General features: G+C 46.1%; 23 protein-coding genes. 15 read left to right on the top strand and 8 right to left on the bottom strand.

Annotation, left to right across the window (positions count from 1 at the left end):
• Positions 1 to 10: 10 nt before the first annotated feature.
• Entirely contained in the window at positions 11 to 1,603 is a 1,593-nt protein-coding gene (locus ACLVWU_RS17315) for an ABC-F family ATP-binding cassette domain-containing protein (RefSeq protein ID WP_413576145.1), read from the bottom strand.
• A gap of 84 nt (positions 1,604 to 1,687) precedes the next feature.
• Complete coding sequence (locus tag ACLVWU_RS17310; RefSeq protein WP_413576144.1) at positions 1,688 to 2,809, bottom strand: hypothetical protein; 1,122 nt, start codon at positions 2,807 to 2,809, stop codon at positions 1,688 to 1,690.
• A gap of 163 nt (positions 2,810 to 2,972) precedes the next feature.
• Between ACLVWU_RS17310 and ACLVWU_RS17305 the strand changes: the two genes are divergently transcribed.
• The 9 genes from ACLVWU_RS17305 to ACLVWU_RS17265 all read left to right on the top strand — a co-directional run bounded on the left by ACLVWU_RS17305 (position 2,973) and on the right by ACLVWU_RS17265 (position 11,060).
• Positions 2,973 to 3,734, top strand: a complete 762-nt coding sequence (locus tag ACLVWU_RS17305) for a hypothetical protein (RefSeq protein ID WP_413576143.1) — start codon at positions 2,973 to 2,975, stop codon at positions 3,732 to 3,734.
• 162 nt (positions 3,735 to 3,896) lie between these two features.
• A complete protein-coding gene (locus ACLVWU_RS17300; protein ID WP_413576142.1) occupies positions 3,897 to 4,655 on the top strand; it encodes a cyclic nucleotide-binding domain-containing protein in 759 nt (252 codons plus the stop codon).
• 123 nt (positions 4,656 to 4,778) lie between these two features.
• Positions 4,779 to 5,138 (top strand): VOC family protein, encoded by a 360-nt coding sequence (locus ACLVWU_RS17295; protein ID WP_413576141.1) that lies wholly within the window; start codon positions 4,779 to 4,781, stop codon positions 5,136 to 5,138.
• A 17-nt stretch (positions 5,139 to 5,155) separates the two neighbouring features.
• Positions 5,156 to 6,106 carry an aldo/keto reductase gene (locus ACLVWU_RS17290; protein ID WP_413576140.1) on the top strand — a complete coding sequence of 317 codons (951 nt, stop codon included), beginning with the start codon at positions 5,156 to 5,158 and terminating at the stop codon, positions 6,104 to 6,106.
• A 105-nt stretch (positions 6,107 to 6,211) separates the two neighbouring features.
• Entirely contained in the window at positions 6,212 to 7,774 is a 1,563-nt protein-coding gene (locus tag ACLVWU_RS17285) for a RecQ family ATP-dependent DNA helicase (protein ID WP_413576139.1), read from the top strand.
• 41 nt (positions 7,775 to 7,815) lie between these two features.
• Positions 7,816 to 9,204: an NAD(P)H-binding protein gene (locus ACLVWU_RS17280; RefSeq protein WP_413576138.1), complete on the top strand. Its 1,389-nt coding sequence runs from the start codon at positions 7,816 to 7,818 to the stop codon at positions 9,202 to 9,204.
• A 9-nt stretch (positions 9,205 to 9,213) separates the two neighbouring features.
• Positions 9,214 to 10,209, top strand: coding sequence for a tryptophan--tRNA ligase (trpS, locus tag ACLVWU_RS17275; protein ID WP_413576137.1), 996 nt, complete (start codon positions 9,214 to 9,216; stop codon positions 10,207 to 10,209).
• A gap of 26 nt (positions 10,210 to 10,235) precedes the next feature.
• Positions 10,236 to 10,700, top strand: coding sequence for an HPP family protein (locus ACLVWU_RS17270; RefSeq protein WP_413576136.1), 465 nt, complete (start codon positions 10,236 to 10,238; stop codon positions 10,698 to 10,700).
• Between the two features lie 3 nt (positions 10,701 to 10,703).
• Positions 10,704 to 11,060, top strand: a complete 357-nt coding sequence (locus tag ACLVWU_RS17265) for a DUF1304 domain-containing protein (protein ID WP_413576135.1) — start codon at positions 10,704 to 10,706, stop codon at positions 11,058 to 11,060.
• An 11-nt stretch (positions 11,061 to 11,071) separates the two neighbouring features.
• On the opposite strand, the gene ACLVWU_RS17260 is transcribed toward ACLVWU_RS17265, so the two are convergent.
• Positions 11,072 to 11,530, bottom strand: a complete 459-nt coding sequence (locus ACLVWU_RS17260; protein ID WP_413576134.1) for a hypothetical protein — start codon at positions 11,528 to 11,530, stop codon at positions 11,072 to 11,074.
• A gap of 35 nt (positions 11,531 to 11,565) precedes the next feature.
• Here ACLVWU_RS17260 and ubiG point away from each other — a divergent pair, with 35 nt between their 5' ends.
• Positions 11,566 to 12,345: a bifunctional 2-polyprenyl-6-hydroxyphenol methylase/3-demethylubiquinol 3-O-methyltransferase UbiG gene (ubiG, locus tag ACLVWU_RS17255; protein WP_413576133.1), complete on the top strand. Its 780-nt coding sequence runs from the start codon at positions 11,566 to 11,568 to the stop codon at positions 12,343 to 12,345.
• Positions 12,346 to 12,401: 56 nt separating this feature from the next.
• Entirely contained in the window at positions 12,402 to 12,911 is a 510-nt protein-coding gene (locus tag ACLVWU_RS17250; RefSeq protein WP_413576132.1) for a DUF1772 domain-containing protein, read from the top strand.
• Here ACLVWU_RS17250 and ACLVWU_RS17245 read toward each other — a convergent pair.
• Positions 12,862 to 14,430 carry a DUF4080 domain-containing protein gene (locus tag ACLVWU_RS17245; protein WP_413576131.1) on the bottom strand — a complete coding sequence of 523 codons (1,569 nt, stop codon included), beginning with the start codon at positions 14,428 to 14,430 and terminating at the stop codon, positions 12,862 to 12,864. The two genes, ACLVWU_RS17250 and ACLVWU_RS17245, sit on opposite strands and share 50 nt — an antisense overlap.
• Positions 14,431 to 14,538: 108 nt before the next feature.
• Between ACLVWU_RS17245 and ACLVWU_RS17240 the strand changes: the two genes are divergently transcribed.
• Positions 14,539 to 15,771: a M20/M25/M40 family metallo-hydrolase gene (locus tag ACLVWU_RS17240; protein ID WP_413576130.1), complete on the top strand. Its 1,233-nt coding sequence runs from the start codon at positions 14,539 to 14,541 to the stop codon at positions 15,769 to 15,771.
• Positions 15,772 to 15,843: 72 nt separating this feature from the next.
• Here the strand turns inward: ACLVWU_RS17240 and ACLVWU_RS17235 are convergent, their stop codons facing one another.
• Entirely contained in the window at positions 15,844 to 16,656 is an 813-nt protein-coding gene (locus tag ACLVWU_RS17235) for a TIGR02147 family protein (protein ID WP_413576129.1), read from the bottom strand.
• Positions 16,657 to 16,821: 165 nt separating this feature from the next.
• On the opposite strand from ACLVWU_RS17235, the gene ACLVWU_RS17230 reads away from it, so the two are divergent.
• The gene (locus ACLVWU_RS17230) at positions 16,822 to 18,300 is read left to right on the top strand and encodes a hypothetical protein (RefSeq protein WP_413576128.1); all 1,479 of its coding nucleotides are present in this window, start codon (positions 16,822 to 16,824) and stop codon (positions 18,298 to 18,300) included.
• A gap of 46 nt (positions 18,301 to 18,346) precedes the next feature.
• On the opposite strand, the gene ACLVWU_RS17225 is transcribed toward ACLVWU_RS17230, so the two are convergent.
• The 3 genes from ACLVWU_RS17225 to ACLVWU_RS17215 all read right to left on the bottom strand — a co-directional run bounded on the left by ACLVWU_RS17225 (position 18,347) and on the right by ACLVWU_RS17215 (position 20,868).
• On the bottom strand, positions 18,347 to 18,811 hold the full coding sequence (locus ACLVWU_RS17225) for a hypothetical protein (protein ID WP_413576127.1): 465 nt from the start codon (positions 18,809 to 18,811) through the stop codon (positions 18,347 to 18,349).
• 221 nt (positions 18,812 to 19,032) lie between these two features.
• Positions 19,033 to 19,869: a TIGR02147 family protein gene (locus ACLVWU_RS17220; protein ID WP_413576126.1), complete on the bottom strand. Its 837-nt coding sequence runs from the start codon at positions 19,867 to 19,869 to the stop codon at positions 19,033 to 19,035.
• 75 nt (positions 19,870 to 19,944) lie between these two features.
• Positions 19,945 to 20,868, bottom strand: a complete 924-nt coding sequence (locus tag ACLVWU_RS17215) for a LysR family transcriptional regulator (protein WP_413576125.1) — start codon at positions 20,866 to 20,868, stop codon at positions 19,945 to 19,947.
• Positions 20,869 to 21,071: 203 nt separating this feature from the next.
• On the opposite strand from ACLVWU_RS17215, the gene ACLVWU_RS17210 reads away from it, so the two are divergent.
• Positions 21,072 to 21,470 carry an HPF/RaiA family ribosome-associated protein gene (locus tag ACLVWU_RS17210; RefSeq protein ID WP_413576124.1) on the top strand — a complete coding sequence of 133 codons (399 nt, stop codon included), beginning with the start codon at positions 21,072 to 21,074 and terminating at the stop codon, positions 21,468 to 21,470.
• A gap of 107 nt (positions 21,471 to 21,577) precedes the next feature.
• A complete protein-coding gene (locus ACLVWU_RS17205; protein WP_413576123.1) occupies positions 21,578 to 22,096 on the top strand; it encodes a BON domain-containing protein in 519 nt (172 codons plus the stop codon).
• Positions 22,097 to 22,275 lie beyond the last annotated feature (179 nt).

Genomic DNA, 22,275 nt, shown 5'->3' with positions numbered 1-22,275 from the left:
ATACGTTGGTCTAGTGCTTTTTCGTAGCTTGAACGTAGCCTTCGTAATCAATGTGATTGTCGTAAGTAACCGTCTCGTTGATTTCGATGATTCTGTTAGCCACTGTTTGCAAAAGCTCATGGTCATGACACGTGAAGATCACAGTGCCTTTAAAGCGCGCCAGACCTTCATTCACAGCCGTGATACTTTCCAAGTCCAAGTGATTCGTCGGACCATCCAGGATCAGGATGTTCGCGCCAGAAAGCATCAGTTTCGAGAACATGCAGCGCACTTTCTCGCCCCCGGAAAGAACCGTCGGTTGTTTCAAGGCATCAGTTCCAGAGAAAAGCATTTTGCCTAAGAAGCCACGCAAGAAACTTTCGTCTTTGTCTTCAGAGAACTCACGCAACCAATCAACCAGCGTTGGTTCAGAACCCTGGAAGTATTTGGAGTTGTCGGTTGGGAAGTAACCACGGTTCGTGGTGATACCCCAAGTGTAAGTTCCGGAGTCCGCAGCCAATTCGCCGGCAATGATCTCCATAAGCAAAGTCTTCGCCAAGTCATTGCGACCCATCAAAGCGACTTTGTCGCCTTTCTTAAGGGTGAAGCTGACGTTCTTAAGAAGAGTTTCGCCTTCCCAAGTCTTATTGATTTTATCCACAACTAAAACGTCGTTACCCAACTCACGCTTGATATCAAAACCGATGAATGGAGATTTACGTGAAGAAGCTGGCAAGTCATTGAACTCAAGCTTTTCCAACATTTTTTGACGGGAAGAAGCTTGCGCTGATTTAGAAGCATTGGCGCTAAAACGCGCGATGAAGGCTTTAAGTTCTTCGGCCTTATCAGCACTTTTTTTGTTTTGATCAGAAAGCATGCGTTGTTTAAGTTCGCTGGCCTGGCGCCAGAAGTCGTAGTTTCCAGTGAACGTAGTTACTTTGCCGTAGTCGATATCAGCAATGTGCGAGCAAACTTTATTCAGGAAGTGACGGTCATGCGAAATCACGATGACAGTGTTATCAAAGTTTGAAAGGAAATCCTCAAGCCAGTTGATCGCATAGATGTCCAAGTGATTCGTTGGCTCATCCAGAAGAAGAATGTCGGGGCGACCAAAAAGAGCTTGGGCCAAAAGGACTTTAACCTTCTCGCCAGGATTTAGTTCCTTCATCAACTTGTGGTGGAATTCGTCACCGATGCCCAGGCCCGCAAGCATAACGCCCGCTTCAGACTCAGCTTCCCAGCCATTAAGTTCAGCAAAAATACCTTCAAGTTCAGAAGCACGATTGCCGTCTTCTTCAGAAAAATCGGGCTTTGCATAAAGCTCGTCTTTTTCAGTCATGACTTTGTAAAGGCGCTCATTACCCATCAGGACGGTTTTTAAAACCGGGAATTCATCATAGGCATAGTGATCCTGTTTAAGAACCGAAAGGCGCAAGCCACCCGGGATGATAACTTCGCCCGTGTTGGGTTCGATTTCTTTGGATAGGATTTTTAGAAATGTGGATTTTCCGGCACCGTTGGCGCCGATTAGGCCGTAACAGTTGCCTGGAGTGAATTTCACATTTACGTCTTCAAAAAGCTTTTTGCCACCGAAACGGAGGCTGATATTTGAGGTGCTGATCATGGGCAAGTTCTACGGAAAAACCCCTAAAATAGCAAGGCGGCAGTCGAAACTGCCGCCTTGTTTGTCTGTTTTTTCATGTATTTATTATCTGCGGGAAGCGAATTTACCTTTAGCTTTGAAGTATTTCACCCATTGCTGCCAAACCTGAGACTTTGGAGGTTGAGAAACAACCGGAGTCGTTGGTTTTGGAGTAGGCTGAACAACCACTGGTGATGGTTTAGGAGTTGGTTGAACCACTACCGGAGATGGCTTCGGAGTAGGTTGTACTACAACTGGAGTAGTTGGCGTAGGAGACGGTTGTACTACTACCGGAGTAGTCGGAGTTGGAGACGGTTGCACCACTACCGGAGTAGTTGGAGTTGGAGATGGCTGAACAACTACCGGAGTAGTTGGAGTAGGCGATGGCTGCACGACAACTGGAGTGCTGGACTCACCTTCGATTTTGATACCATAGAAATACTCTGCCAAATCCACTTCACCTTGTGTGTAGTAGTTTTTTGCCAGAATGCGGGCGTCAGCACCAATGTGAGAAGCCAATGACAAAGTCGCATCTACGTAACCGGAATCATCTTGCAGTCTTAAAAGTTGCGAAGTCCATTTATCATCGCTCGGGTCAAAGATCTGAACTTGAGAAGCCGATGCCGCTTGAACCGCTACGGAGTGACCATATTGACGGGTAAAGCTGCAGGATTTACGGCCGCTGGCCATTGATGAACATTTTGGAATATAAGAAGCAAATAACAAAGAACCCACCATGCCTGATTTCATGTCAGCCATAAGGTTTGCAGGAGAGATTGTTCTTTTAACGTTGGTTACGCTAAAAGAAGAAGCTCCACCAGAAAAGCCCTGGGCAATTTTAGTGAAAGTTTTTTGCGCGTCGTTTACGTAAGTACCGTTTTGAGATGTCGTTTTCATATCATTACCCATGAGTAAAATCGCACCATAGGAGTTTTGTTGATAGATGCTGTCAGTGAAGCTACCAGCAACGATATCTTTCTTAGAGGAGAATACAGACTCCATGACCATCATGGAAGAAGTAGGCACACATGCCATTGATCCAAATTTGGATTTTACAGAAGATTCCATCTGATCTAATAGAGGCATTGTCTCGGCCTTACATTCAGATGCAGAACAGGTGATCCCAGCGTTGGCTAAATTTGATGTGAGAACGGTGATTGCGAATACTGCAGTTGTTGTTAACTTCATTGGCCCCCCAATACCTGGATTAGAAGCAAAATGAGGACCAAGGGCTGTTTACCCACGTATTAGCGATGGGTTCGGTTTCAGCTGTATAACTCTTGAAGGGTGGCTAATAACTAGACTCTGTTTCCAGTTGCAAATCCTTACGGCACACGCGGATAATCTAATAATGAAGCAGATTTTTATCGTTTTGGTCGTGGTTGCAGTAGGTGCGGTTGTCTTTTTTAATCGAGATAATAACAAAACCGTCGAGCATTCAGGCGATCCCCAATCTAACATCGCACCCGTGATTGCGAACGCGCCTACTCTAGTTAGAAACGTAGCTTCTGAAACGACTCAAACTGCACCAACCAGAAAAATCGCCAGCTATACGGATGTGCCGGTGCAAACCAAAGAGCGTGCTCTATTAATAGATCTGATCAAAACAACACGTGCTGCAGAAATGAAATCTGAACTTCGCGCAAGAGCGGCACAGTTGCGTGCTCAGATCAATGCGCTACCGAATAAGAAATCAGTATTGTGGGACTACTACCGTGATTTGCAGGGAGCAAATTCTGCGCACTTTGATCGCGTCGAAGCATTGGATTTGCTAAATGGAAGAGGCGGCGATACAGCACTTGCTGAAGTGGCCCTTGCGGAAGCACTTGAGTACGCTCCTCCGCAAAAGATAAAAATGGAAGATGCGCAGACCGAGCAAGAGCGCAATATTGCAGCCTCTACAGACGCTGACGATATTCCGGTGCTGGTTGCCTATGATATTTATCTGAACAATTGTGGAGCTTACTCTGCCTGCCAGCAGGGACTGCTGACTGTGATTGCCAACAATGATAACCATAATATGCGCTCCAGCCTGATCAATGCGGTCTATAAGCGTTTCCCGCGGGACAAGCAGGTTTTCACTGCGGACCTGGCTCGCTATCAGCTTAATTAAGCGCAATCCCGAATCGAAACATTCCAATCGCATCAACCTGAGAATTCCTGGGCAACTTTTTGACAGAAGGTTGAGTGTTAGACAGTTTGGGTTGATAATGATTCTATCCGGCACGTCTGTTGGTCTCAGGAATGAGACAAAAATTATGGAAGGTTTGAACTTATGGGACGCAGCCAGGATAAGAACACGTTTTTGATCGTCAGCGGAGATCCGAATAGAATCACGGCCATCTCCGATATCCTGAACAAGCACTTCAATAACTGCTCCGTTTTTCACGGCAGTGATTGGTTTGCCACCAAATATAAGATAGACAACGTCAGACCCAAGATATTGTTTGTTGATGAGTATCTGCCTAAGGGTTCTGGTTACGATATCGTCGCCAAAGTTTTAAAAGAGAAAAATAATAACGATATATTTGTAGTGATGATGTCCTATGTGCCGGATCACGATGTTTTCCCGCACGAAGTGCAATCGGGACGCCTGTCATTTTTATCTGAACCAAATCGTGAGTGGGCGCTGCTTGAAGTAGTGTCCAAAATTATTGCTCCGAAACCAGTTAAAGAAGGGTCGCAGTATCGCCTGCGCAATCTTGATGTGGGTGAAACGCTGTTCAAAGAAGGCGACACCACTGAAGTTGTCTATATTGTTAAGAACGGAACCTTAAGCGCATTTTCTGAAGGTACCACCGGTGACCGGATTCGTCTGGGCGAAATTGGCCCTGGAGAATTTGTTGGAGAGATGGGGCACTTCAATCATGAACCTCGTTCTGCGACGGTGGAAGCCGTTACCGAAGTTGAGCTGATTGAAATTCCCATGAGCTCCCTGGATAGTGTGATCTTCTCGAAGCCCAGCTGGGCCAAAGCCCTTGTGAAAACACTGTCGTTACGACTGAAGCGCGCTAATAAAGCTTTAACGGGCTAACCTTAACAGCTTGTTCAATGCCATATTGACGAAGTCCTCTACTGCTTCTGATTCTTGTGATCAGTAACTCCGATGCAAATGCTCGGGGCCAAGCAGAGAGGATTTTCTATTATGGCGTCCAATATGTTTAATTGGGTGGAAATTGCGGCCGATGATATTTCACGCGCTATGACTTTCTATGAAAAGTCATTCGATCTAAAATTCAAATTAGAAGAAATGGGTCCCTTGAAACTGGCATTCTTTCCATCAGGGGATATGAAGTCCTATGGTGCTTCAGGTGCCTTGGTGAAGGGCCCTGGTTATAAGCCCTCTGCCGACGGATCACTGCCCTATATTCCTGTGACGGATATTGATTCCGCCTTGAAGAAGGTGCAGGAGAACGGTGGAATGATTCTGGCCACCAAGAAAAGTATCGGTCAGTACGGCAATATTGGAATTTTTCAGGACACCGAAGGCAACCGCATAGGACTGCATTCAATGTGATAAGGAGATGATATATCATGCATAAACGTCAGCTGGGAAAAACAGGAATCGAGGTTGCACCACTTTGTTTTGGTGGCAATGTGTTTGGCTGGACAATTGATGAAAAAATGTCGTTCGCGATTCTGGATGGATTTCGCGAGGCGGGATTTAATTTCATAGACACCGCTGACGTATACTCCCGCTGGGTTCCTGGAAATCAGGGGGGAGAATCTGAAACCATCATCGGCAAATGGATGAAAGATCGCAAGATCCGCAATCAGGTTGTAGTCGCCACCAAAGTGGGAATGGACATGGGTCAGGACAAGAAAGGTCTGAAGGCGGAATACATCAAACAAGCGGTCGAGGACTCTCTTCGTCGTCTGCAGACTGATTATATTGATTTGTATCAGTCACACACAGACGATATGGAAACTCCCATTGAAGAAACTCTGGCAGCCTATGATGAGCTGATTAAAGAGGGCAAGGTTCGCGCTATTGGTGCATCGAATTTCAATGCCAACCGCTTAAAAGAGAGTCTGCATATCAGTGCCAAGGAAAAGTTTCCGTCCTACGTGACCCTTCAGCCTAAATACAATCTTCATGATCGCGAATATTTTGAAAAAGAACTGGAAGCGTTGTGCCTGCAAAACGGTGTCGGCGTGATTCCTTATTATTCATTGGCGAGCGGTTTTCTGACCGGAAAGTATCGCAGTAAAGAAGATGCGAAACTGAGCGCCCGTGGTGAAAAGGCCTTGAGCTATCTGGATGAACGGGGTTTAAAGATTCTGATGGCGCTGGATGATATCTCTAAGGCTCACCTTGTGAAGCCAGCCACCATCGCGCTTGCGTGGTTGATGCAAAGAAAATGTATTACGGCGCCCATTGCCAGCGCCACCTCGCTTGAGCAGCTGAAGGACCTGACCAAGGCAGCAGAGATTAAGCTCGCTACCGTAGAGGTCGAAAAGCTGGATTTTGAGAGTCGTTATTAGAGATGTCCGAAATCCCTTCGCAGAGGGCCGTTGCAAGGAAAATAAATCCAGTTAACGCGGGAATCTTGGTTGCAAATAAGGGCTATTTTCAAGGAAAGTAGCCCTATGATTCAGACCGCACAAGACCCCGTCTTTGACCAATTTCAACCGACTTTGCAGAAAGCCTTTGGCCTGCCGCGATTTCGTATTGGTCAGCAAGAAATCATTTCCGGAATTCTGTCCGGTAAGGACGTTCTTGCCGTACTTCCCACTGGCGGTGGTAAGTCCTTGTGCTTTCAGTTTCCTGCGGTATTCACCAATAAACTGGTTGTCGTGATTTCTCCCTTGATCGCTTTGATGAAGGATCAAGTGATGTCTTTGCAAAAGAAAGGCATTCCTTCAGGTTGCTTGTATGCCGGTCAAACTGATCAAGAAAAACGGCAGATTTTTCAGGATATCGAAAAAGGTGGAACTTATCTTTTGTACCTTTCCCCTGAACGTGTTCAGAAGGAAGGTTTTCAGCGCTGGATTCAAAATCGTTCGATTGCGGTCTTCGCTATTGATGAAGCTCACTGCGTTTCGCAGTGGGGTCATGACTTCCGCGAGGAATACAGTCAGCTGGAAATTTTAAAACGTCTACGCCCCGATGTGCCGGTGTTGGCGCTGACCGCTTCTGCAACTCCGACAGTACTTGCAGATATTTCCATTAATTTGAAATTGAAAAGTCCAGAACGTCGCGTACATGGGTTCTATCGCTCGAATCTTTACTACCAGGTGGAATTCTGCGCTGACGAAGAAGCGAAAATGGCTTTGTTGATGCAATCCATTCGTCAGGCTCCTGAGGGACGCGTGATTATTTACTGCGGCACTCGTAAAGTGACAGAAGAGCTTGCGGCTCACTTGCAAAAGAAAATGGATCACGTGGGATACTACCACGCGGGTCTGTCGACAGCAGAGCGTACTGAAACTCAGGAAGCTTACGGTCGCGGGGATCTAAGAATTCTGGTTGCGACCAATGCTTTTGGTATGGGTATCGACCAACCAGATGTGCGCCTGGTGGTGCACTATCAAATGCCGGCCAATATCGACTCCCTATATCAGGAAATGGGTCGTGCGGGCCGTGACGGTGTGGATTCAACTTGTCTGATGCTTTACTCAAAGAAAGACAAAGGACTGCAAACGTATTTTATTACGAGCTCCGAAGCGCCCAAGGAAATTAAAAATGCCCGCTGGCGAAATCTGGATGCCCTGGTGAATTACGCAGAAGGCGGCGAGTGCCGTCATGCGGAAATTCTGACGTACTACAAAGACGCGCAACGAATTGAACGTTGTGGTCACTGCGATACGTGTCTGCCGCAGTCGGATCGTCGGATTTCTCGTCCTGTTGCTGCTTTAAAAGCTCCAACGAAAACCAAGACGCGATCAAAAGTGTCAAAGACCACTGTCGATATGGATGGTGTGGTGTTTGATGATGCACAAGAGGCGCGCTTCCAGCTTCTGAAAAAATGGCGTAAAGAAAAGGCGAAAGAGCTCGACGTTCCAGCCTTTGTGGTGTTTGGCGATTTGACTCTTAAACAATTGGCAATTCAAAACCCCCAAAGTCTGGATGATCTAAAAAATGTCCATGGCATCGGCGAAGCAAAGCTGGCAAAATTTGGTTGGGACATTATGGCGGAATTAGGTCAGTAACGCCCGAAAGCGCTGACTTAACACTAACGCCGGAGGCTTCAGTGAAAATTGCAATTGCCGGGGCCAGTGGTTTTGTTGGCAAGGCTTTGATTTCTTCTTTAAAAGGCTCCTATTCGGTAGTGGGTCTTAGTCGTTCACACCATACTCAGAGCGAAGAACATTCCAGTTGTGAGTGGCGCAATTGTGACCTGTTCAGTTTGATTGATGCGGAAAAAGCTTTGGAAGGCGCTGAAATTGCGATCTATCTGGTGCACTCCATGCGACCGTCAGCGCACTTGTCCCAGGGCTCCTTCGAGGATTTTGATCTTATCGTGGCCGACAACTTTCTGCGGGCCGCAGAGAAAAACAAAGTTAAAAAAATAATCTACGTCGGGGGACTGATTCCTTCTGATTCCAAAAATCTTTCCAAACACCTGCAAAGTCGCCAGGAAGTTGAATCCGTATTTTTGAAGGGAAATGTTCCGACGACCATTCTGCGCGCGGCTTTGATTTTGGGTGCAGAGGGCTCTTCTTTTCAGATTATGACCCGCTTGGTGAGCCGTTTGCCGATTATGTTGTGTCCTCGTTGGACAGCGACTCCCAGCCAGCCAGTGTCAGTCGAGGATGTGCTGACAAGCATTCGCTATTGCATCGAAACGCCTGAAACTAATGGCAAGATCTATGATCTTGGAGGGCCGGATGTATTAAGTTATGGCGACATGATGCTAAGGGTGGCGGATATTTTGGACTTGCGCCGGTCCTTGATCCGCGTGCCTTTCCTGACCCCACATCTTTCGGCATTGTGGGTGCGTCTGGTAACGGGGGCTCCCAAGGATTTGGTGAACCCCTTGATTGAAAGCCTACGCAATCCATTGCTGGTACGCGAAGATCATCAGTTAGTAATTCCCGGCCACAAATTCATGGGTATCGAAGAATCCCTGCGTGAAGCTATAAAAAACTATAACAGCGACAGAAAGCCCCATGCCTTTAAGGCCCCTCAGTCCGCAAAACACGAGGTCCGTTCAGTGCAACGAATGCCCCTACCTGTTGGGTGGACCGCGAAAGACGTTGCCCAGGAGTATATGAAGTTCCTTCCAGTGATGCGACCTGGCTTCATGAAAGTCGAAGTTAAGGATCGCTGGATTTATTTTAGCAATGCCTTTCCCTATATCCGACTACTTGTTTTAGAGTACTCACCCGAGCGCAGTTGGGGGCATCGTGAGCTTTTTTACGTTCGGGGAGGCTTGTTTTCAAAGAAAAGCGGCCGGGGCCGACTGGAGTTCCGGGAGGTATTGGGCGGAACCGCCTGCATCGCTGCAATTCATGACTTCAGACCGCGCCTGCCCTGGTATTTCTATAAAGTGACGCAGGCCTATGTTCATTTGTGGGTGATGAAGCAATTTGCACGACATCTTGCACGTCCTCTTGAGCAGCAGCGCAAGTTAGGGTAAATTGTTGGAATGAAAAAGATCATTTTGACGGGCGATCGCCCTACAGGCCCTTTACATCTTGGACACTATGTTGGCTCTTTGCAAAACCGCGTGAAGTTGCAGGAAGAGTACAATCAGTATGTTTTGATCGCTGATGCGCAGGCATTGACCGATTACTACGAAAATCCGGAACACGTTCGTAAGAATGTTGAGCAGGTCGCACTTGATTACCTGGCCGTGGGTATCGATCCAAAGCTAAGCACGATTTTCATTCAGTCTCAGATCCCTGAATTGTTTGAGCTTACATTCTACTTCATGAATCTGGTGACAGTGGCGCGCCTGGAAAGAAATCCGACTCTGAAAGATGAAATCCGTCAAAAGAACATGAAGGATTCCATTCCAGCAGGGTTCTTTACTTATCCCGTCAGCCAAGCAGCTGACATCCTGGCATTCAAAGCGGATCTGGTTCCGGTAGGTGAAGACCAACAACCAATGATCGAGCAAACGAACGAGATCGCTCGTCGCTTCCACCATCTTTATAAATCGGAAATTTTCCATGATGTGAAGGCGATGATCGGTACAACCGGCCGCCTGACGGGTATCGATGGCAAAGCCAAGATGTCGAAGTCTTTGGGCAATGCAATTTACCTGGGCGATACGACCAACGAGCTTAAGAAAAAAGTAAATGCAATGTACACGGACCCTAACCACTTGAAGGTCGAAGACCCGGGAACAGTGGAAGGTCATGTGGTCTTTACTTTCCTTGATGTCTTTGATCCAAATAAAGAGGAAGTGGAAGCATTGAAAGAGCACTACCGTCGCGGCGGTTTGGGTGATGGCGTTTTGAAAAAACGTCTGCTTGAGCTTCTGGATGCTAAATTGGCTCCGATGCGCCAACGTCGTGAACAATACTCAAAAGACATGGGTTATGTTCAGGAAGTTTTGCGAAATGGCACAGAAGCAGCCCGCAATGTAGCGGCTAAGACTCTTTCTGATGTTAAAAAGGCCATGGGTATTGTGTACTAGAAGGGTGATTCTGAAAGGAGTCCCTTATGGCAAAGCTTGCTCGTGATGTGATGACCAATGATGTGATTGTGATTGCTGTCGGCAGCTCTCTGGCTGCCGCTCAGGCGGTGATGAAGGAACATAAAATCCGTCATCTGCCAATCGTGGACGATAGTCAGCAGATTGTAGGAATCCTTTCAGACCGAGACTTGTCTTTCTTTAAGGACAGCAACATGTATCCGGTCGAAGACTTTATGACCCACCCGGTGGAGTGGATGAATCAGGATGCTCCTTTGCAGGATGCCGCTGAAAGAATGCTTAATAAAAAAATCAATTCAGTTCTGGTTATCAACGACAAGAAAGAACTGGTGGGCATTGTTACAAGTGAGGACTTGATCCAGGTTTTGGGACAGGCTCTGCGCCAGGGCAACCATAAACGTCCACTGTCGACTTTGTTCGATATCGAAAGTCTGGACGAAATCGCTTATAAGATTTCACAAACAGGAATTTAGAATATGAAAATTCTGGGTCTGACTTTGGTTGCGATCGTTGCCATTGAACATTTCATCATCATGTATGTCGAGATGTATCTGTGGAAGCAACCGACAGGACTTAAAATCTTCCGTAACACTTTCGAGAAAGCGCAGCAGACAGCCGTTCTGGCGGCAAATCAGGGTCTTTACAATGGCTTTCTGGCAGCGGGCTTGGTGTGGGGGCTATTTCATTCCGATGATGCCGTGGCTTATCAGATAAAAATGTTCTTTTTGGTCTGTGTGATCATCGCAGGCTTTTACGGCGCGTACAGTGTCAATCGTCGTATTTTCTTTGTGCAGGCCTTGCCAGCAATCCTCGCTGTCATCGCAATGCTTTAGCCTGTGGTGCTTCAAAAGTATCTGGCAAAAATCGCGGGAAGATGAAATCCGACAATAACCGCATAGGGAAGCGAGATGGGAATCACGACTCCCCAGGGCTTTGGATTGTGGATCAAATGCAAAAGCGTGATTACAAAAACAATAGGTGCAATCAATAGTATCGTTAAGGGAACCGCAAATCCCGCAATCAATAAGGCGCCCAAAAATATTTCAGCGATTTTAGTGGAGGGCATAATGAAGCGTGTTTCAATGCAGGCATTCACGAAGTTGTCGATCGCTGATGGTGAAGGCGGGATCTTCACCCAATGAAAAAAACCATTGAGTCCCCAAAAGACCATTTGTAAACCGAAGACGATACGGCAGGCTACTTCAATAATTTCCATTACTAAAATTGTATCCAGTCCTTTGCCTTGTTGTCGAGACATCAGATTGATTATTGTCACTGGACTTCGCAGGATTCGTCGGATCAATGCACCTCTTGCTAGCTTGAAAGCAGGAGTGCGCGGTGGACGAGGAGTTTGAATTCCCCAAAATTGAGCAGGCAGACGTATCGAAGAGTGAGTTCTATCATGATCTTGCTCGTGATTGGTACACCTCGCCTCAAGGTGCTATGGCCCTACTGCGCGCAGAAACTTCATTTCAGATGACCTGGATCCTTTCAGAAATTCGCAAATACATTGGTTATCACGCCGAGATTTTGGATGTCGGAAGTGGTGCGGGTTTTTTCTCGAACTCGGCCGTGCAGGCTGGTTATGAGCTGACAGGTCTGGATATTTCACGAACCTGTTTACGGGTGGCGGAGCTGATGGATAGCTCGGGGCGAGTGAAGTATGTGGAAGGGGATGCCTACAAAATGCCGTTTCCCAAGGAAAGTTTCGACGTGGTGGTTGCCTTGGATTTGTTTGAACACGTGTCTGATCCTGAAGGGATCATTTCCGAAATGAGCCGGGTGCTGCGTCCGGGGGGATTGTTCTTCTTTCGAACCATCAATAGAAACCCAGCGTCCTACATTTGGATTAACAAGGTGGTTAAGTGGATTGCACATAGCCAGAATAGGTTGCTCTTTGATTACAAATTATTTCGAAAGCCCGAAGAGATCGAGGCTTGGTGTGAATCCTATGATCTGGAAATTCAAAGAGTTCGGGGGATGCGGCCAGCGCTGTTTCAGAAAGGCCTTTTTCGACTCCTACGGACGCGAGAAATAACACCTGAATTCCGCTTTGTCTGGTGTAGAAATAAAACTATTTCTTACACGGGCTACGCCAAAAAATTCCGCGACCACTGATGTTATGTGAAAAAAATGAAACGTGTTTTTTTGTTCAGGGGCCTTATAAAGGGCACATGAAAATAAATCACTTTTTGAAGTATACAAGTTTGTTCCTGATTGGAGCACTTGCAGGCAATGCTTTTGCCTTCGTCGTCGGGATGAGGGCGGTTATGGAAAAGCTGTCGGCGACTTCGTATGTTGCATTTCATGAATCTATGCAAAGATCATTTCTTTCGTGGACGCCGATGTTAGGTGTGGTGGTGGTTTGTAAACTCGTGACTCATTTGTTGATATTGCGAAAGCGATGGAATCGAATGGAGTTTTTCTTCGTCCTCTTTGCACTGTTTTGTGTCTTGAACGAGCTCGCCATGACGTGGACGGGATATATGCCTTTGAATCAGCTCATTTTCGCCTGGAATTACCAGGGTCCACCCGACAACTGGGAAAGTATCCGCACTCAGTGGATGGATCTGATGTATTTGCGGTGTGCTTTACTGACCGCTGGGTTTTCTTTCCTGATCATCTCAGCCCTCATTAAGAGGACTGAGTCTCCGATTTTGAAAGATGCCGCTGTTGCCTTTTAGGCAGATTCACTCGTGCCTCTGGTGGCAGGCCTTTGTTTTTAGGCTCTGGATAGACCTTAAGTACCTTCGGTAGCTCGCGTGTGCCTGGAGCCATATAATCTGAAATTAAAAGCTGACGTGCCTCTTCATGGGGCCAGTGCAACTGTTCGGTCAGATAAATCAATGCAGACTCAACCAGGTTAATAAGCGAAATTCCGAAAGACTGCGCATGGCGTGCTGACATGAATTCAGTAAAAGCAAAGTACTCCCAAAAGAAGGACTGATGCTCGGCTAATTCAGAACGGCTTTTAATGGCAGCGACGAAGTTTTTGAAGTTTCCGCTGTTCGCAAAAAGGTCCCAGTACTTTGCAAAGCGATTCATTTTTTGCATGGTTTCGAAATCCATCATTTTGGTGCGAAGGATTTGGAACGGCGGATGTTCGGAGTAAACCATTTCCCACTCTTTATCGTGACGGGAAATCGGTGCGCCTTTCAGGCGTTTTAAAATACCGACTTGGATTTCATCGGGGCGAAGTCCTGCCAAGATATCAAAACCCTTGGCAAAGCTGTTGATGTCTTCACCAGGAAGTCCCACGATCAAATCCGCGTGGGAATGAATGCCGGTTTCGTCAGCCAGGAATTTGAAATTTTCTTTCACTTTTTCAAGATCGTTTCTGCGGCTGACCAGTTTTGCGACGTCGGCGTTCCAAGTTTGAATGCCGATTTCAAATTGCAGTGATCCATGCGGGAATTTTTTAATCAGCTCGCGGATCTCGTTCGGCAAACGATCCGGCACCATTTCAAAATGCAGGAATAAACCCAGCTCAATGCGCTCTAAAAAGAAATTCAAGATCTGTGTGCAGATCGTGGGGCTTAAATTGAACGTGCGATCGATAAATTTAAACTGTCTTGCACCGCGATCCAAAAGTACCTGCATATCCGCCAGGAACTGAGTGATGTCGAAGTTGCGCACGGACTTATCCAAGGATGATAGACAGTATTCGCAGCGATATGGACAACCACGGGAGACCTCAACGTACAGCACGCGGTTTTTGATATCTTCATCGCTGTAAAATTCATAGGGCGATGCGATATTTTTTATCTCTGGCAAAGCACCTTTAATAAATTTTTGTTCGGGCAATTCACCCGTCGCCAGATACTTGTGGCAGAAGTCATAGAATAAGAAATCGGCTTCACCTTTGAAGGTAAAATCCGCTGTCTGACAGATGGGTTGAGTCTCGCTTTCGTGGGTCACTTCCGGGCCACCCAGAACCACAATCGTCTGTGGGCTGATTCTTTTAATCAAGCTCACCAGTTCGTAACTTTCGTTGGCATTCCAGATATATACGCCAAGTCCGATGATCTTTGGTTTTAGTTTTAAAATCTGTTCGCAGATGTCGCGGGGATCTTTCGCGGTGGTGAATTCCAGGATCGAAGCATGAGCTTGAAGCTCCTTTAAATTCGCATACAGATAGCGCAGACCAAACGATGAATGTTGGTATGTTGAATTCAAAGTTACCAAAAGAATGTCATTTTTCATCGCGCGCTCACCACTGTCATCGTTAGTTCAACTCAAGATTTAACTTTGCCCGCTGCGGACAATTGTTTAACATTTAAAACAGGTAATCTTATTCAAAGGAATGAATCCATGAAAACAGCCATGATGGCTATCTTACTTTTCGCGGCGCAGGCGTCTGCTCACCAGGCGGTCCTTGAAAACTTCAACACAAAACCTGTATTGGCAGACTTGGCGGACCTAAAAGCCTTGGACATCCCAGTCATTGAAAAAGAAGAATCTGTTGGTGTCGGATATGCGGTTATCACTCCGGAAATGCAACTAAAAATCCAAGAAAGAGCCCATAAAGTGGGCAAATGTGGTGGGTTTGAAGATTTGACTACGGAGCCGGCGTTTCATTCTTTGAATATCCCTTCAATGCTTGGTTCTTTGGCGCAAATTCAGGCTAAAAACGACTTCTACCAAAGAGCCCCGTTTGCGGCTTTGGCTTTAGAGAAAAACGCGCAAATCGAATCTGCGGTTGATGAAGTGAGCGAGCAGAATCTGCGTGAGTGGGTGACTTGGTTGTCCTCTTACCCAACTCGCTTTAACAAAGGCAAAACTCCGAACCTTCATGTTGATGACATGAAAAGACGTTTGGAAACGATGCTTGCGGGTTCAGATATTCCTTACGAAATTTCTTTGATCGATCACAACACGACTCCGCAAAAATCAGTGCGTGTGCGTTTGACTGGTAAGACTCGTCCAAATGAAATTATCGTTTTGGGCGGTCACTTGGATTCCATCAACCAAAGCTGGGGCGGCGGCGGTCAACAAGCACCGGGCGCTGACGACAATGCATCGGGTTCTGCGAACTTGCTGGAAACTTTGCGCATCATCAGCAAAAAAGCTCAGCCAGAGCGCACGATTGAATTCATGTGGTACGCGGGTGAAGAGTCCGGTCTTTTGGGTTCTGCTGAAATCGCTAAAACCTACAAATCTGAAAAACGTGATGTGGTTGCGGTTCTTCAATTGGATATGACTTCTTATCCAGGTGCAGGGGAATTCGTAATCGGCAACATGACAGACTTCACCAGCAAATGGTTGCATGACTACCTAAGAGCTGTGAACGAGACATACCTTCACGCACGCATCGTTGACGATCAGTGCGGTTATGGTTGCAGCGACCACGCTTCATGGCACCGTCAGGGCTTCCCGGCGCTAATGCCATTCGAAGCAACTATGCGCGCTGATAACCCTTTCATCCACACAGTGAAAGACGTCATCAACGACAAAACAAACTTCAAACACTCAGCAATGTACTCAAAACTAGCCGTAGTCTTCGCCATGGATCTAGCAAACTCCACAGCAAGACAACCCTACTAAAAAGGTGCCTGCCGGTTTTTGGTAACTATGGCGTGTCAATTCGAGGGCTTGGTCCGTGGACCGGCCCTTTTTTTATTCTACTAGGAACCAATCGATGTTGATGCAGGCGAGTCTGTCGGACGGGCTTTCGGCGACTTTCTTGGAAACTTTTTGAATTAGTTCCAGACACATTTTACGGACTTCGGGGATGTCGGACTCTGCCAGCGTTAACGGGGCCGAGAATGCCATTTCATCTTTTGTGATGCGTGGGTGTCTTTCCATGGCCTTCATACGCCAGTTCATGTGATGACGACTGATCATGGGGGAGTCAGCGGGAAGAAAAGTATTCTGTGGCCCGCGATCAAGTGAGCCGTCTTCTTTTTCTATCACTAGCTGGCGCGAGATCAGAAATTCCAAAACTTTTTCCACCAGCTCGCCAGGTAAATCCAAATCTTTCGAAAGCGTTGCAGCTGTGACTTTCTTTTTGCCAAGGCCGCTGGAAAGTCTAAGGGCCGAGTAGTACCACTGACTGTAAAACAAAGCTTGGTCGGCTTCGGTCATCGCCGTATAGACGGGAACGCGGTTCTTGATCTTCTCGCTTTCCTGGCGGAGTTTTAGAAGTTTGCTTTCGACAAAGTTCTTAAGCGCAATGGTTCCTGCTTTATCCCACTCAAGCATCGTTAGCAGAAAATCTTTCTCCAAATCGTTCAGGCGAATAAATTGCGCCAGAGCGAATGCTTGTTCTTGCGTGAAGGATTTCTGTCCCTTCAAAACTTGTGTCACCAGAGTTGGATGCACACCCAGCGCTTCGGCGATTTTCAATTTATAACCGTGGCCACCTTTGGGTTGTGACTTTACGAAGCGCTCTAAATATTCCCGATAATCGGTAAACTCGAAAATGTTCATTTTACCCTTAAAACCCCAATAATTTACTAAAAAGTAAATTATTACGGCAATAACTGACAACGAAAATATGCAAATAGGTAAATTTTAGTGAGATTTATAGTCCTGTCAGCCGGCGCACAAAAAACAGTTTGAAACATTGAACTTTAAAAACAATAAGAGGCAATCATGACTAAGAAACTTATTTTACTTCCGTTTATTCTACTTTCTCAGAACCTATTCGCCAACGGCAACACCGGCGGCATGGATGGCGGCGGAGGCGGGACTTTACCTGCAAATCCGGCTACGATTAATCAAGTTAGAACAATTGCACAGGAAGCAAAACCAGAACTTTTGTTTTTGTTTAATTCCTATGAATATTTTGGAAGTATCAGTCCCGACAGTCTTCACACCAAATTGTTTGGTAGATCACGAGTGCAGGACGTACTGAAGGAGCTTCGTTTGGAAGTTCGCGTGGATAAACCCTGCTACACGTCAAAGGGTACAGAGGTGGATGCTAGTATCTATGCAACGAAGCACAATACAATTTGCCTAAGTGCCTCGAGAATTGCTCCCAAGGTGGATGTCGCAGCAGCGAAGCGAGAGGTTATTGCCTTGCTGATGCACGAAGTAAGTCACTTTATGGGTGCAACAGAAGAAGAGGCTGTAAATTTCCAGAAGGAAATCGCACATTCAATTCAAAGCTCGCCTGTGTTGCCAAACTATCTTAATCCGCAAATCAAGATGCATGTACAAATAGAACTATCAACCTTGGCGTCAAATCTGAGAGACAGCTCTGAATACTTGAAAAAGAAAGATTTCAAGACTGCTGAAGAGAAAATTTTTGAAGTACAGAATAGGCTCTATAAATTAAGTGATTTTCTTAGAGCTGGAAGTCCCGCATACAGTTTCTACTCGCCGCAAGAGATTAGCTATCAGGATTTTTTGGGAGCACAGCTTGAGTGGGCGAAAAAGTTTGCTCTGACGTTGAGTTTTGCGCCAGGTAGCGCTGCACATTTGGATTACGAAGCTGCATTTAAGGGGCGCGAGTTCTTTTTATTCGGTGAAAAAAGTTATAGTAAAGACAATGTCTATAACTCACAGAAAATCTATAAGATCCATTCAGCTCAAGAGTTGATCGTATACATTGAGGCTCTGGCGAAAGAATACTATATCCGTTCAACTTACGCAGGACAGGCCGTTTATGGGATGCGCTGGATAAATTTGAATGGTCACACGGCCACAGCTATTAATAATCCGTGGAAGAAGTACCTGGGCAGATACCTGGTAAGATCTGTTGAGTGCGATTACTCAAATCCCAATGATAATACAACAGAGTTTCAGGTGCTGGAGGAAGGCGGAAGAATTTATCTAAATCAAGTAACCACAACAGGATATTCCTATAACGGTCTTGAGTTAGGTGATTATAACGTAAGTGCATACCTCAATGTTAACGATGAGACTGCTCCGGGTGATGTCTATGCCGCCTATGAAATTGGTGGTGACTGGGGGGCAGGTCCGCAGAGTTGGAGTAGAGTGAGTGTTTTGCGTCTGAAGAAAAACTCGGACAGAGAGTTTACAATTTACAGAAGTCACAGCTATATCTCGAGTGTTGTTACCGAGCCTGATAGAGCAAGTATTTGTGTGTATAAAGGTGTGATTCAGTAGAAATAAAAAAAGCCTCGGGAGACCGAGGCTTTTTTGTTTGTTCAGACTAAAAGAAAGATTTCTTTCTTTTGATGATATCGAACGGAAACCATTCGCCACCAGTTGCATCGCTGCGAACTTGTACTTTCGTACCTTTTTCCAAATCAGCTTTGGTCACGCCAGTCACGTCAATCTCAAAGCTCAATGGGGAGTTGCCCAGGCTTTTGCAAACGACGCTGACTTTCAGGATGTTCTTTTGCAGATCGATCGAGTTGCCAACGCAGTCCTGGTCTTCTCTAACAGCGTCCATATTGCCATCTCTAAAAATAACTTGGTCAGCTTTGCTGTTCACTTCGAACTGAGCCGCATAGTAAGGACCTTCAATCGCAAGACGAGCCACGATGAATGCGTCAGCCAAGTCTTTTTTGCTTAGACCTACATTGCCTGAACCAATTTGCCCACCGGCAGCCATTGCGGAAGAAGCTGTCATAGCGATCAACGAAGCCAATAGTGTTACGAATACCTTTTTCATTTCTAACCTCTTAATAGTTAACTCGCAGAGCACGCCGAAGCGGGAGGGGCCTTGAGTGTTTTGTTATTGCTGAGGGAGAGTAGCAATACCTGCGCCATAGGAGGGAAGAAAGGATATTCAGCACTTACGGGTTTTCATTACAGAAAAACCGTGAACAAGATATTTACGAATTGAACAAACTTGTCTGAATTGATGAGTTTGAGAGCAAAACTGCTCTCAATTTACTGAAGCTCTTCGCTGACTGAAAAAAGGTTCATATTGACCTGGAAAAGTCTGCGGCCGTCGGCTTTGGTAGTATCGAATTTGTGAAGCTGCTCTTTAACGAAGCCATCCATGTTTTTAAGGAAAAGCTCGAACTCCTCCTGTGACATCGCCAAGATCATGCTCTTATAGCGACGCAAGTGATGCGGCAGGGAGCGCGCAGTGATGGCTTCCTGCAGGCTTTCTTTGTGGTACTCAAGCAATGAATTACTTCCTAGGTTTGAAGGAACTTTAAAGTTGCCGACGGTGGCTTTGTACCCTGCATCTGACGAAGTCGCTAACCCTAGTTTGGTCAGGATCATCAAACCTTTTGCCACTTGCAGTGGGTCGGCGTTTAGAAACCGAGTCATTGCCTCAGGGGTTTTTGGTTCTTCCCCAAGTGCCAGCAACACTTGCAGGCGGGGGAAAAGAGGCGAGCTGACGAATTCCTCATATGCCTCAATTTCCGTTTGATAATAGTTTTGTTCCAGAAGTTGAATCAATCTCTTCCCGAAGGCTTCGCGCTCTCTGGCGCTTCGTGATTTCGAATAGTGCGCCAGAATCATGAAGTGCTCTTGCTCAGAGGGCGTGAAAAACAATCGCTCACAGATCTGCCTTGCAGTTTTCTCTGTTAAGGCGCGACGACCGATAACCACTTGGCGCAGAAAGGAGCGATGTTGGAAGCCAAGCTCCTGAGCCCAGGACTCGTAAGAGAATTGCTCTTCTGTGGCCTTACGATACTGGTAAAGATCATGAAGGTAATACGAAACACTTAGGTAATCTCTTAACAGCGGTTTCTTCAGCGTGGTCTTGGTCATTCGACAATTACCGCGTAAGTTCTGAAGGCTGTAAAGGAATTATTTGAGAGCATTTCTGCTCTCAGAAACTTTTAGTTAACTCCACTTATCCAGTTGTTTAAATCTTTTCACGATATCTTCAGTCAAATCGTCATACTCGTCTTCTTTATGTGCGAGCATGTAGAGTGAATGCTTCCATAAACCTGTCTTCGGTCCAATAACCGTGATTAGACCCATTTTGACTTCTTCCATCACATAGGGCACAGGTAAGAATCCGCAGCCGGCTCCGTCAACGATCGCACGCCCCACGACTGACATGATGTCTGATTCGAAGGTGATCTTTTTGCGCACTTTGATTTCTTCAACGTAGGAGTCCGTTTCATGGCGCAGTTTCATTTTGTAGGAAGGTATTACCAAGCCACCGGGGAAGGCTGTCAGGAAATCCTGCACGCTGGTGTTTCTGGAGACACGCATTTTCAAATTCTTCAAAAGCTGTGTGGAAACCATCAGGTTGACCGGGGCTGCGATGGAGGCAAGCTCTACCACGTCTTCCGAGTACATCGGTTTATTGGTTAACATCAGATCCGCTTCCTGCGAGCGAAGAAGTTGTAAGATGTCTTCGTCAGGAGCGGAGGTGATAGAGATAATTTTCTGCGTCTTGCCTTTGTTATCGCGAATCACCGGCGAAAGAAGATCGGCGATAAAAGGACGCTCCACCTGTTCTGAAATTCCCACGTGCAGGCGTTCACTCATTTTTTCACCTGGAGATTTCAGAGAATCCTCAAACTGCTTGGCGATATCGAACATTTTCTTTGTGTAAGAGTAAGCACGCTCTCCGTCGGGTGTGAGTTGCAGGACGCGACCTTTTTTTTCGAAGAGTTTTGTGTCTAAATTGCTCTCTAGAATTTTCAGTTGGGAGGACAGACTAGGCTGGGAAATTCGCAAATACTTTGCTGCATTCGAAACGCCGCCAATTTTTGCTGTGATGTGGAAATAATATAAATGATTAAAATTAAACATAAAATACCACCGGGTTTGAGAGTGAAAATTCGGCTCCATTTTGGAACCCGGACCACGACTACAGTCGCCCAACTGTCCAATAGCACTAGGGATTTCCTATGAGCCCAGACTGAACCTATAACTTTAACTTATACATGTCATTTGAATTATATATTTAAATAATCCTTGGTGATCAACGATAATGAAAGAACAAGGAGGTAGATATGCAAACAGACATCTACTACAGAGACATCACTCGTACTGAAAACCTAGAAGCTTACTTACTTGAAAAAGTGGAGGCTTCAATCCAGGACTTCTTCAAATACGACAGTGCTGCTCACCTCACTGTGCGGATCGAAACAGATCGACATCGCACACAGGCTCGTAAACCTAGTTATACTTGCGAGGTGATTTTGAAACCAACCCAAAGCAAAGGGATTATTAAAGTCTCAAAATCGGATGAAAGTTTCAAAAAAGCAGTGATGAAAACAGTAGACTCTTTGAAATCTGTTTTGCGTCGCCGTTCTTCGAAAAAAGCCATGCATCGTAGACACGATCCAATGCTGAACTATTTCCCAACATGGGAAGAAGCAGAGATGATGGCAGAAAACCAGGCTGGGTAGGTTTCCCCAGCTTGGACAAATGGGAATGAGTATTTGATAAAAGCAAAAGCAATAATTTATTAGTAACTTATTTAACTTTAACCGAGCGATCAGAAAGGAGTTTTCCAATGGGTACTCAAAAGAATAATCCAATTGATACCGATCTCAGACGAAAAATCTGTGAAAGATTAAAATGGGATAAAAGAGTGAGCCCTGCGGACTTCGATGTGATCGTGCGAGGGTGTGCCGTGATTGTAACAGGCAGTTGCGACACCTCTTTTAAAAAAATGGCAGCCCTGGAACTCGTCTCCGATTTTGAAGGAGTTTGGTCTATTGAAGACCGTATTGTGGTTCCATCTGACTATTATCGCTCCGATGAAGAGCTAAAGATGTTGATAGAGCAGTCTTTAGAGGACTTCGTAAAGATCGGGGGAGAACACATCTCAGTCTTCGTTGAAGACGGTGTTGTGACCCTTGAAGGCGAAGTCTTTAGACCTCGATTGAAAGCTTTAGCAGTCGGCTCGGCATGGGAGCTCTCCGGTGTGGTCGACGTCATTAATAATATAATGATTGTTGAATCACCCCGCCGAGCTCCTTCTTTTCTAAACGCAGACCGGAGCCTCATAAATGGTTCCGGACCTTCCTAAAAGGAGGCAAATTGATGGTGATGAATGGTTAAAAATCATGCGGTCCTTTTCCCAATATCCCTCCATGGATAACAGGCGCCCACTCCCCAAGGGCGCCTTCTTTTTTTTCGGTGCCAGGTCCTATTTGCGGAAGCGGTGCAGAACCGCAGCGGTTCTGCGATGCATTTCGAAAAGGGAGG

It is taken from the genome of Bdellovibrio sp. HCB290 (assembly GCF_047305925.1).
In the GTDB taxonomy this organism is placed as follows: domain Bacteria; phylum Bdellovibrionota; class Bdellovibrionia; order Bdellovibrionales; family Bdellovibrionaceae; genus Bdellovibrio.
Note: the sequence above shows the minus strand (reverse complement) of the source record. Positions and strands in the feature narration are given on the sequence as shown.